The following is an 11,871-nucleotide window of genomic DNA, read 5'->3' as shown; positions in this document are numbered from 1 at the left end:
AAAGTTCAGCTAGTCTGCGAGCCAGAATTCAAGAAACGAGGTGGACTTGTGTTTGACGAACTGAACAGTCGGCCGGCCGACAGCCTGCTTGCACTCATCAAGGCCTTCCAGGCCGACGATCGCCCCGGAAAAATCGACCTTGGCGTCGGCGTCTATCGTGACGCCATGAGACGCACGCCGGTGATGCGTGCCGTCAAAGCGGCGGAACAGTTTCTCCTGGAGACCCAGGACAGCAAGAAATATCTCGGGCCGGAAGGCGACCTGCAATTCGTGCGCCTGCTGCAGCCCATCATCTTCGGAAAATCGCCAACGTTTACGCAACGCCTCGTCGGCATTCAGACACCCGGTGGAAGCGGCGCCTTGCGTCTCGGGGCCGAGCTTATCCAGGCGGCAAATCCATCGGCGAAGGTTCTGCTCGGGACGCCAAGCTGGCCAAATCATGCGCCGATCTTCAGCTCGGCGCGCTTGCCGGTAAAGGAGTACGCCTTCGTCGACCTGGCGTCGCAGCAGGTGATATTCGAAAGCGTGATCGACGCCTTGTCTTCCGCTCGGGAAGGCGACGTCGTTCTCCTTCACGGTTGCTGCCATAATCCGACCGGTATCGACTTCACCATGGAACAGTGGCTAGAGATTACCGAGCTCCTTGTCGCGCATCGGCTGGTGCCGTTCATCGATCTCGCCTATCAGGGGCTTGGCGACGGCCTCGAACAGGATGCTGCGCCAGCACGCATGGTCCTCGACGCAGTCGATGAGGCGCTGATCGCCTATTCCTGCGACAAGAATTTCGGTCTCTATCGCGAGCGTGTCGGCGCGCTCTATGTCATGGCCCGCAATGGAGATGACCTGAGGAAAGCCGAAAGCAACATGGCGGCACTTGCCCGTGTGAACTGGTCCATGCCGCCCGACCATGGCGCCGCCATCGTCAGGACCATTCTCGAGAGCGCCGAGATGACGGCCATGTGGTGCGCCGAGCTCGAAGAGATGTGCCAGCGTGTCAACGGCAACCGGGCAGCGCTCGCCGCCGCCTCCCCTGATCTGGCCTTCATCGCCCGGCAGCGCGGTCTGTTCTCCAATCTCGCCATGTCGAAGGATACGGCCGTAGCGCTCAGAGCGAGCCACGGTATCTACATGGCGGATTCCGGGCGCATGAACCTTGCCGGCATGCAGCCGGCCGACGCCGGCGCCATTGTCGCGGCGCTTCGAGCCGAAGGCTGCCTGAAATCATCGGCAGTCGCCTAGCCGAACGCCCGCATTGGAGTCTTCAGATGAGCAGGAAAGAAACGACCGGTCAGGCGATGACCCGTTCCCTCGTCGCCCATGGGATCGACACGGTCTTCGGCATCCCCGGCGCCCACATGTATGATTTCAACGATGCCCTTTACGGCGCCGGCGATAAGGTTCGGTTCATTCACACCCGGCACGAGCAGGGCGCCGGCTACATGGCTTACGGCTATGCCAAGTCCACCGGCCGGATCGGCGCCTATACCGTCGTGCCTGGGCCGGGCGTCCTCAATTCCGGCGCAGCTCTCTGCACCGCTTATGGCGCCAACGCGCCAGTGCTTTGCATTACCGGCAACATCATGTCCCATTTGATCGGTCAAGGCAGAGGGCAGTTGCACGAATTGCCGGATCAGCTCGCCACGATGCGCGGAATCACCAAGACGGCGGAACGCATCAATCACCTGTCCGAAACCGGTCCCGTCATGGCCGGGGTCGTCAGTAAAATGCTCTCGGGCCGCCAAGGTCCGGGAGCGGTCGAAGCGCCATGGGACGTGTTTGGACAATCCGGCCCTGAAATCGACCTTCCCGTCGGTTCGAGAGCGCTTTCTCCGGTCGTGAACCCCGATGCGATCGCCGCCGCAGCGGCACTGATTTCAGGTGCCAAGAACCCGATGATCATGGTCGGCGGCGGTGCGGCAGATGCCGGCGCCGAGATCGCAGCACTTGCAGAACTGCTGCAGGCCCCCGTCACCGCCCATCGCTCCGGCAAGGGCATCGTCGCTGACGACCATCCGAACTATCTGAATTTCGTCGCCGCCTATGAATACTGGAAGAAGGTGGACGTCCTGATCGGCATCGGCAGCCGGCTCGAATTGCAGTTCATGCGATGGAAGTGGCTGCCCAAAGGTCTCAAGGTCATCCGCATCGATATCGATCCGACCGAAATGGTCCGCCTCAAGCCCGATGTGGGCATCGTCTCCGATGCCAAGGCGGGAGCACAGGCTCTGCTCGATGCCGTGGCAGGTTCCAGCCGCGAGGATCGCACACGCGAATTTGCCGAACTCAACGCAGAGGCCAGGTCTCGCTTCTCGGCAGTGCAGCCGCAGCTCGCCTATCTCGATGCCATCCGCGAAGCTCTGCCAAGGGACGGCTTCTTCGTCGAGGAAATCTGCCAGATGGGCTTTACCGCCCGATTTGCATTCCCGGTCTATGGCCCTCGCCAATACGTCACATGCGGTTATCAGGACAATCTGGGTTTCGGCTTCAACACGGCCTTGGGCGTCAAGGTCGCTCATCCCGACAAAGCCGTTATTTCCATTTCCGGCGATGGCGGCTTCCTGTTCGGCGTTCAGGAACTTGCCACAGCCGTCCAGCACAAGATCAATGTCATCGCTGTCGTCTTCAACAATTCTGCCTTTGGCAACGTGCTGCGCGACCAGAAGCAGGCGTATAAGGGCCGCTATCTTGGCTCGGACCTCACCAATCCGGATTTCGTCGCCCTTGGCGAGAGCTTCGGCATTCGCGCGTTCAGGGTGACGAGCCCCGGCGCATTGAAAGACGCGCTCGAGAAAGCCCTATCACTCGACGAACCCGTTCTCATCGAGGTTCCGGTCGAGAAGGGATCCGAGGCGAGCCCCTGGCCTTTCATTCATGCGGCTCCACATGCCGAATGATGCCAAACGACCGCGAAGCCGCAAGGGACTGAGACCTCGTCAAGGCGACGGCCCCTGCAGAAACATCGTCGACAGCGGCGGCAGCGTCAGCGACAGGGAGACGGGCCTGCCGTGGGCCGCCACGGGTTCAGTCGACACCGCGCCATTGACCAGACCCGAGCCGCCATATTCCCGTGCATCGGTCGTTATCCGTTCGATCCACACACCGTCGCTCGGCACACCGATCCTGTAACCGTAGCGCGGCACCGGCGTGAAATTCGACACGACCAGGAACGACGAAGCACGGGCGGGCGCGTAACGGAGCATCCCGAGAACGGAATTGACGGCGTCGTCGGCTGCCGCCCATTCGAAGCCCTCCGGGTGAAAGTCGCCGAACTGCAATGCCGGCTCTTGCCCGTAAAGCCTGTTCAGATCCCGCACCAGCCGCTGGATCCCGACATGCTGGGGCCGGTCCAGCACATCCCAGGTCACCGAACCGTCATGGTTCCACTCGCCCGGCTGGGCGATTTCGCTGCCCATGAACAGAAGCTTTTTGCCGGGATGGCCCCACATGAAGGCAAGATAGCTGCGCAGATTGGCGAATTTCTGCCATTCGTCGCCCGGCATCTTGGTCAGCAGCGAGCCCTTTCCGTAGACGACCTCGTCATGGGAAATCGGCAGCATGAAGCGCTCGGAATAGGCATAGATCATCCCGAAAGTCATCGTACCGTGGTGATAGCTCCGGTAGACCGGATCCTTCTCGATGTAGCTCAGGCTGTCATGCATCCAGCCCATGTTCCATTTAATGTCGAATCCGAGTCCTCCCTGCTCCGGCGGTTTCGTCACTCCGGGCCAGGCCGTCGATTCCTCGGCGATCATCATCGCGTGCGGGCAGCGCTCGTGAATGATGCTATTCAGGTGCTTGAAGAATTCGACCGCTTCCAGGTTTTCGCGACCGCCATATTGGTTGGGAATCCACTCGCCCTCGTTGCGGCTGTAGTCGCGGTAAAGCATCGAGGCAACCGCATCGACCCGCAAACCGTCGATATGGTAACGCTCGAGCCATTCGAGCGCGCTGGCGATCAGGAACCCTTTCACCTCGTTGCGGCCGAGATTGTAGATCAGCGTGTTCCAGTCGCGGTGAAAGCCTTCGCGCGGATCTTCGTGCTCGTAGAGTGCGCTGCCGTCGAAGCGAGCAAGCCCCCAGACGTCTGTGGGAAAATGGGCCGGCACCCAGTCGAGGATGACGCCGAGCCCGGCGCCATGGCACCGGTCGACGAAATAGGCGAGATCCTCAGGCGTTCCGTATCGGCCGGTGGGCGCAAACAGGCCGAGCGGCTGATAACCCCAGGAGCCGCCGAAGGGATGCTCCATGATCGGGAGGAGCTCGATATGGGTAAAACCCATGTCGCGGGCATAGGGAACGAGCCGCTGGCTGAGCTCGACCCAGTCGAGTGACCTGTTGCCATCCTTTTGATCGCGAAGCCAGGAGCCGGCGTGCACCTCGTAGACGGAGAATGCGCCCTCCAGTCTGTCTTGCAGGGATCGGCCCTTCATCCAGCCGTCATCGCTCCATCGAAACGGCGTCGACGATGCGACGATGGATGCGGTCGACGGGGCGGCCTCGCTCGCCCTTGCCACCGGATCGGCCTTCTGCGGCAGGCAGGTCCCCTGCGCGTCGACGATCTCGAACTTGTATCTTTCGCCGGGGGCGAGGCGCGGAACGAACAGTTCCCAGACGCCCGCCGACGGTCTCAGCCGCATCGGGTTTCGCCGCCCGTCCCAGGCATTGAAGTCGCCGACGACCGAGACACGGCGCGCATTCGGAGCCCACACGGCAAAGCGGACCCCTGATATGCCGTCGATCGACATCGCCATAGCGCCGAGCGTCCGGCTCAGGCTGTAGTGGGTGCCTTCCGATATCAAATGGAGGTCGAGTTCTCCCAGCAGCAGGCCGAAACTGTAGGGATCCTCGGTGATCTGGACGGCATCCGGCCAGGTGATCCGCAGCCGATATCCCGTCCTCGACGCGGCCACTGCCGCAAACAGGCCGGACGGATGGCCGATGCTGAAAGGCGTCACCACCCGACCGCTCGCCGCCTCGATGAGATCGACCGCTTCGGCGCCGGGCAGGTAGACCCGCACGATCGTCATGCCACCGCTTTCGTGGGGACCGAGGATCGAAAACGGATCGCCATGATGTCCCTCGATCAGGGCCCATAACGCATCCTGTCCGATGCCTGATAGAAGTTCCGAACGTTCAACATTCATGCCTTCACCCCCGCCAGACGCGATACGATTTCGGTAAAGCCGGATAATGGGATCGGAAGCCATTTCGGCCTGTTGCGGGCTTCATAGGCGATCTCGTAGGCGGCCTTTTCGAGAAGAAAGGCATCGAGAACCCTCCGTCTTTGATTGGCTGGCATGTCAAGCTCCTTCGATACGGAGACCGCCTGCGAATAGGCATCGAGAAAGGCCTCCTCGGCATGGCGCCCGAAGCGGGCGATCGCCTCGCGCCGGACTTCGTTCTCGTGTTCGATGACTGCGTCGTTATCGAGTTGGGCGGTGGCCACGAGATAGCTCAGCGATCTCAAAAGCCCGGCGACATCGCGCAGCGGGTTGGTCTTGGCGCGGCGCTCGGTCAGGTTTTTCGCGGGTTCCCCCTCGAAGTCGATGATGACGGCATCGCCCTCGCTGACGAGGATCTGGCCAAGATGGAAATCGCCATGCGTGCGCGTCATCAGCGTATGCCGGGCGCTCGCCGCCAGCGTCGCGGCGAGCTCGGCGAGTTCGGAACGGCGCTTGAGAAGCGGTGCTGCGAGCAGGTCGATCGCCGGATCGGCGTTCTCCTCGCGTTCGGCAAGTTTCGACAGGGCATAGGCAACCTCGTCGGCAACGGCGTTCTTCATCGCCTCGACCTCGCTGTTGCCTGCGACCACCGGACTGAAGGCTTCGTCATCGGTCTCCCCGGCGAGTACGACATGCAGTTCGCCGAGCCGGAGGCCGACCATCGCGACGAAACTGATCAGCGACCGGAAGACGTCGTCGCCGGGCTGGACGGCCGGGTCGTTCAGCACGAGTTCGTCCGCCCCACGGCGCAGATTGTTCAACATCCAGTTCCAGGCGTCGCCTTGATTGCGGATCGCGCCCTGGACGATGATCAAGGTCGAACGGCGTCCGCTGGAATCGGTGTGCGCGACCTCGCCGAGCAGGGGCGCCGTGTGGTCATAGCCGGCGCGGGTGAGATAGCGCGTCATCTCGACCTCCGGATGGATACCCGGAAAGATGTGCCTGATCAGCTTGATCATCGCGAGGTCGCCGACGATCAGCGAACTGTTGGACTGCTCGGCCGAAAGCCAATGGACCGCAAGGTCGTCAGTGACTTCAAGGCGATCGAGCCGCTCCGTGCCGAGAAATTCGAGGGTGCCGGTGCGGCCGGTGATGCGGGAGCGGTCGCGAAGTCCGCGCAGGATGCCGCGCGCCATCGCCTCCACGGCAAATCCATCCGTGAGGAAGCCAACGCGCCTGCCCTGGCGAATCCGTCCGAGCGCCAGTTGCTGGGTCAGCGCGGAGGGTTGCGCATCGTCCCAGGCGACCGCCAGCGGCAGTTGATAGGATTCGCTATGGTTCGGCAGTACGGCTTCCAATTCACCGAGAACGATACCGTCGGCGAATGGGATCGGCGTCGCGGAGATCAGACGCGCTGCCTGAAGCGCCTGGTCCTTCGCCCCGAACCACCGCCGTTTCGCGAGATAGGCAGGCAGGATTTCAGTGCTGAGGGCGCGCGCAAGCTTGGGTTCATCGACAAGATCGAGCAGGCCGCGGCGGATGACCATCGTCACCAGATCTGGAAGCTGCTCCGGCGGCGCGGTGCGCCATGCCGGCGGGTCGGCATCGGCCTCCAATTGGAACCAGAAGAAGCCGTAGGGCGGCAGCGTCAGCAGATAGGTCAGTTGACCGATCGGCGGAAAGGGTGACATGCCGGTCAGTTCGATGGGCACGCGGCCCTCGAAGCTCGACAGGTCGAGTTCGACGGCCTGTGGCAGCCGCGAGAGGTTTGCGACGCAAAGCAGGGTCTCGTCTTCATATTCCCGGAGATAGGCAAGGATCTTGCGGTTCTCCGGTGAGAGGAACCGCAGCGAACCACGTCCGAAAGCCGGATGCCTGCCGCGCAGCGCCAGCATTTTGCGCGTCCAGTTCAGCAGCGAATGCGCGTCCGTGCTCTGCGCCTCGACGTTGACGGCCTCGAAACCGTAGAGCGGATCGGCGACCGGCGGCAGGACGAGACGCGCCGGGTCTACCCTGGAGAAGCCGCCATTGCGGTCCGGAGACCATTGCATCGGCGTCCTCACCCCATCCCGGTCGCCGAGATAGATATTGTCCCCCATGCCGATCTCGTCGCCATAATAGATCACCGGCGTTCCCGGCATCGACAGAAGCAACGCGTTCATCAGTTCGATCCGCCGGCGGTCGCGTTCCATCAGCGGCGCTAGGCGCCGCCTTATGCCGAGATTGATGCGGGCGCGCTTGTCGGATGCATAGGTCTCCCAAAGATAGTCCCGCTCGGCGTCGGTCACCATTTCGAGCGTCAACTCGTCGTGATTGCGAAGGAAGATCGCCCATTGGCAGTTGTCGGGAATCTCCGGCGTCTGACGCAGGATGTCGGTGATCGGGAACCGGTCCTCCTTGGCGATCGCCATATACATCCGTGGCATCAGCGGGAAGTGGAAGGCCATGTGGCATTCGTCGCCGTCCCCGAAATATTCGCGCGTGTCCTCCGGCCACTGATTGGCCTCGGCAAGCAGCATCACGCCGGGATGGGTGGCGTCGAGAGCGGCGCGAATGCGTCTGAGGATTGCATGGGTTTCCGGCAAGTTTTCGTTGATCGTTCCCTCGCGCTCGACGAGGTAGGGGATCGCGTCGAGACGAAATCCGTCTATGCCGGTTTCCAGCCAGAAGCGCATCACCCTCAGCAATTCCTCCATGACGAGGGGGCTGTCGAAATTCAGGTCGGGTTGATGGGAATAGAAGCGGTGCCAGTAATAGGCGCCGGCAACGGCGTCCCATGTCCAGTTGGATTTTTCCGTGTCGATGAAAATAATCCGCGTTTCCGGAAATTTCTGATCGGTATCCGACCAAACGTAGAAGTCGCGCTCCGGTGATCCCGCTGGCGCCTGGCGGGCGCGCTGGAACCAAGGATGCTGATCGGAGGTGTGGTTGATGACGAGCTCGATGATGACGCGGATATTGCGCTGGTGAGCAGCATCGACGAAGGCGCGGAAATCCTCCACCGTCCCGTAATCGGAGCTGACATTGCCATAATCGGCAATGTCATAGCCGTCGTCGCGGCGCGGAGAGGGAAAGAACGGCAGCAGCCAGATGGCGTTGACGCCGAGGGCCGCGATGTGATCGAGCTTCTGGTGCAGGCCGGCAAAATCGCCGACCCCGTCGCCATTGGCGTCGTAGAACGACTTGATGTGCAGCTGGTAGATGATCGCATCCTTGTACCACAGCGGCTGGTGTGAGCCATCGGCATTCATCGCGTCCATTCATGCCTCCCTTGAGCGAATACGCCAGATCGCATAGGGCAGGACCTCGGGGTTGAACCCGATGCTCTGCCATTTCCCGGTCCACTTGAAACGATGCCCGACGATCAGATCTTCGGCATCCAGCGTGCCGCCGTCTCCGAGCGACCAGTGCCAGAGCGGCAGTTCGACGTCGCTTTGCTGGAAATTGTAGGGGTCGAGGCTGATGGCGATCAGCAGGACATTGTCGCGGGCACGGCTTGCCTTCTCGAAAAACAGGATATTGTCATTTCGCGCATTCAGCAGCGTCAGCCCGAGATGCGAATGCAGCGCGGTGTTTTCGGTCCGGATGCGGTTGAGCGTCCTGATTTCGGCAATGATATTGCCCGGCCGGTCATAGTCCCAGGCACGGATCTCGTACTTCTCGCTGTCGGCATATTCCTTGCGTTTAGCGTCAGGACGCCCCTCGCAAAGTTCGAAACCGTTATAGACGCCCCACAAACCCGACAGGGTGGCGGCAAGGGCTGCGCGGATCAGGAAGGCCGGACGTGGCGCATTCTGCAGGAAATCCGGATTGATATCATGGGTGTTGACGAAGAAATGCGGGCGGAAGAACTCCTTCGCCGGCGTCTCGGTCAGCTCTCGCATATATTGCTCGAGCTCCCATTTGGCATTGCGCCAGGTGAAGTAGGTGTAGGACTGGGAGAAGCCGATCTTTGCCAGCCGGTACATGACCTTCGGCTTGGTGAAGGCCTCCGACAGGAAGACGACATCGGGGTGACGCGCCCTGATATCGCCGATCAGCCATTCCCAGAACGGAAAGGGTTTGGTGTGCGGATTGTCGACGCGAAACAGCTTGACGCCCTGATCCACCCAAAGCTGGACGACATCCCTGAGCTCCACCCATAACGAAGGCAGCGCGTCTTTCGTGTAGAAATCGACGTTGACGATATCCTCGTATTTCTTCGGCGGGTTTTCGGCATATTTGATCGTGCCGTCGGGACGCCAGTCGAACCAGCCGGGATGCTCCTTCAGCCAGGGGTGATCCGGCGACGCCTGGATCGCGAGGTCGAGAGCGATCTCGAGACCATGCCGGCTTGCCGCCTCGACCAGCCGGCGGAAATCCTCGAACTCGCCGAGCTCGGGATGGATGGCATCGTGGCCGCCGTCCTCCGAGCCGATGGCATAGGGGCTTCCGGGATCGCCCGGCGCGGCTTTCAAACTGTTGTTACGGCCTTTCCGGTTGGTCGAACCGATCGGATGAATCGGCGGGAAATAGAGCACGTCGAAGCCCATATCGCGGATGGCGGGCAATCTGGGGATGACGTCGTCGAAAGTGCCGTGCCGGTCCGGATCGCCGCTCTGCGAGCGCGGGAAGATCTGATACCAGCTGGCAAAGGCGGCCGCCTTCCGTTCGGCATCGACGGTGCTTGCCTCTGAGCGAAGCCGAAACGGCCGGCTGTCCGCCCTGTCCATCAATCCGGATGTCCCGGCATCGAGCAGGATCGCCGTGCGCTCGACATCGGACGCCCTTTCGAGACTGTCGGCGAGGGCCTTCAATTCGGTGCGGAGCGCAGCAGCCGCATGCGTCTCAGCCGAGCGGACGAGGTTCAGCCCCTCCTGCAGTTCGAGCTTCAGGTCCAGCCTGGCATCGTTCTTCTTCGTCAGTTCGTAACGAAAGATCGCAAACGGGTTTTTCCATGCCTCGATGGCAAATTCGTAGCGTCCGGTGCGCTCCAGCAGGAATTCGGCGCGCCAGCGGTCGTTTTCGACCAGTTGCATCTCCGTCTCGTTCCAGTCCGCAGCATCGACCGGCCGCCAGAGCAGGACTGCGACGAGCGGGTCGTGGCCGTCGGCAATTATATCCGCCTCGACGGCCACGATGTCGCCGACCACCCGCTTGACCGGAAAGCGTCCGTCGTCGACCCTCGGCATGATGTTTTCGATGGCGAGCCGCGCCGACGCGACCGCCTGCTCGATCTCGAGGATCGGCTGGGATGTGATCGGCGACGGCGCCTTACATTCAACCACCCGGGCCTCCCCTGCCCGCAGCCGCAGCGGCGCGCCGTCGGCCGCGACGGGAAGAAAACCGGAAGCCGCTTCGCGAAGGGCCGTCACCGGCGCGGGTGCGCTCTTCCGAAGATCCCTATTGAGCAGGATGAAGCGTACATTCTCGGCGCTGCGCAGGTCTTCCGCCTCGGACTGCAGAAGTGCCGAGACCGGGCCATTGGCGTTGCGGATCAGCCGCAGCGATGCGGCACGCGCATGAGGGTTCTTGCCGATCTCATTGTTTGCAAGGCGAATTTCGGAGGAAAGATCAAAAGCGAGGTCATGGCGCATCCCTCGCAAGCCGGCTCCATTCCCATGGGTCGGATCGAGTGGCGTGGTTGCACCATATTCGAAGCCCATCGGAACCATCAGGCCGCCGCCGAGCGAGGCAGCAAGACGCAGCGCCCTGACCGCGCGCCGTTCGAGGACTTCGCGGCTCTCGGTTCCGTGCGCGATCCGCCGGGCGAATGGCGGCTCCGGAAAAGCGATCTGCCAGCCGAGCGGTGCCTGGACGCGGTATTCTTCGATGAACCATCTCTCGTCGAGATCCCACCAGGCCATCGATGAAAAACATCCATCGAAGCCTGTATCCCTGACCGCGTCCCTCACGCCAAAATCAGTACCGGGCGTCCAGGCGAGAAATTGCGCGTCCGCCTTCTCCTGGACTGCCGAAATCAGCGATCTGAAAATCGCCGGCGCGACGCGATCAATCCCGAGCGTCCGGTAACCGGCGAGGCCGAGCTCGGTCAGCAACCGCAGCCGTTCAGTCCATTCCGCCAACAGCTGCGATTGGCGCTCTGCGCCCATCGCGGATATCGGGTCCTCGGGGTCTAACGGCGAGCGCCGGGGGTCGACGGGATGAAAGCCCGCTTGGGAAGCCCGGACTTTGCCGTCGAGCATCAAGTCCATCATCAAGGCGACACCGCTCTTGCGGGCAGCCTCCGCCAGAAGCCCCACTCCATCCTCGACCTCGCGTCCGAGCGACAGTTGAGGATCGAGGCAATCCAGATCTTGGGAGGCGAAGACGCTGCGCTTCCCGCCCCGGTCGAAGAGAGGTGCGGTCAGCACACGGTCGAAGCCCATCTCCGCCGCATGGTCGAAAACCTCGCGCCACGCATCGACACCCTGAAGAAGGAGTGGATTGACATAATAAATCCGGGGTGGGGTGCTCAACACACCCTGGTTCGCAGAGAATAACATCGTCCGCCGCCTCGAGTTGGTTTAGAGGCAAACTTTTTTTGGCGGCGGTTGTTCCACTAAAACTGGCAATTCGCGATGCGCCAGATACCGTCGGCCGCGTTGGCGCGGGATCGATGGGGCGCGTTCCAAGGCGCTCGCACTGCGGCGAAGCCTTGAAGGTTCGTGCCGTTTTTGGGTAGTCTTCTGCCTCCCGGGAGGATGACCCATTTGGCTGCTGACGACGT

5 protein-coding genes are annotated in these 11,871 nt (G+C 61.9%); 2 read left to right on the top strand and 3 right to left on the bottom strand.

From position 1 onward, the window contains the following. The first annotated feature begins 48 nt into the window (after positions 1–48). Complete coding sequence (locus NE851_RS34775) at positions 49–1,239, top strand: amino acid aminotransferase (protein ID WP_127431083.1); 1,191 nt, start codon at positions 49–51, stop codon at positions 1,237–1,239. A gap of 26 nt (positions 1,240–1,265) precedes the next feature. Then, positions 1,266–2,894 (top strand): thiamine pyrophosphate-dependent enzyme, encoded by a 1,629-nt coding sequence (locus tag NE851_RS34770; RefSeq protein WP_127431082.1) that lies wholly within the window; start codon positions 1,266–1,268, stop codon positions 2,892–2,894. Positions 2,895–2,933: 39 nt separating this feature from the next. Here NE851_RS34770 and glgB read toward each other — a convergent pair whose 3' ends face one another. From glgB to NE851_RS34755, 3 genes are read right to left on the bottom strand one after another with little or no spacing between them, the layout of a single operon-like run. Then, positions 2,934–5,144, bottom strand: coding sequence for a 1,4-alpha-glucan branching protein GlgB (glgB, locus tag NE851_RS34765; protein WP_127431081.1), 2,211 nt, complete (start codon positions 5,142–5,144; stop codon positions 2,934–2,936). Continuing rightward, positions 5,141–8,422 carry a maltose alpha-D-glucosyltransferase gene (gene treS, locus NE851_RS34760; RefSeq protein ID WP_127431080.1) on the bottom strand — a complete coding sequence of 1,094 codons (3,282 nt, stop codon included), beginning with the start codon at positions 8,420–8,422 and terminating at the stop codon, positions 5,141–5,143. The genes glgB and treS overlap by 4 nt, the downstream gene beginning before the upstream one ends. Then, positions 8,423–11,647, bottom strand: coding sequence for an alpha-1,4-glucan--maltose-1-phosphate maltosyltransferase (locus NE851_RS34755; RefSeq protein ID WP_254962535.1), 3,225 nt, complete (start codon positions 11,645–11,647; stop codon positions 8,423–8,425). Positions 11,648–11,871: the final 224 nt, after the last annotated feature.

Source organism: Rhizobium anhuiense bv. trifolii (assembly GCF_024346605.1).
GTDB lineage: Bacteria > Pseudomonadota > Alphaproteobacteria > Rhizobiales > Rhizobiaceae > Rhizobium > Rhizobium anhuiense.
This window is presented reverse-complemented; position numbering and strand designations above follow the sequence as displayed.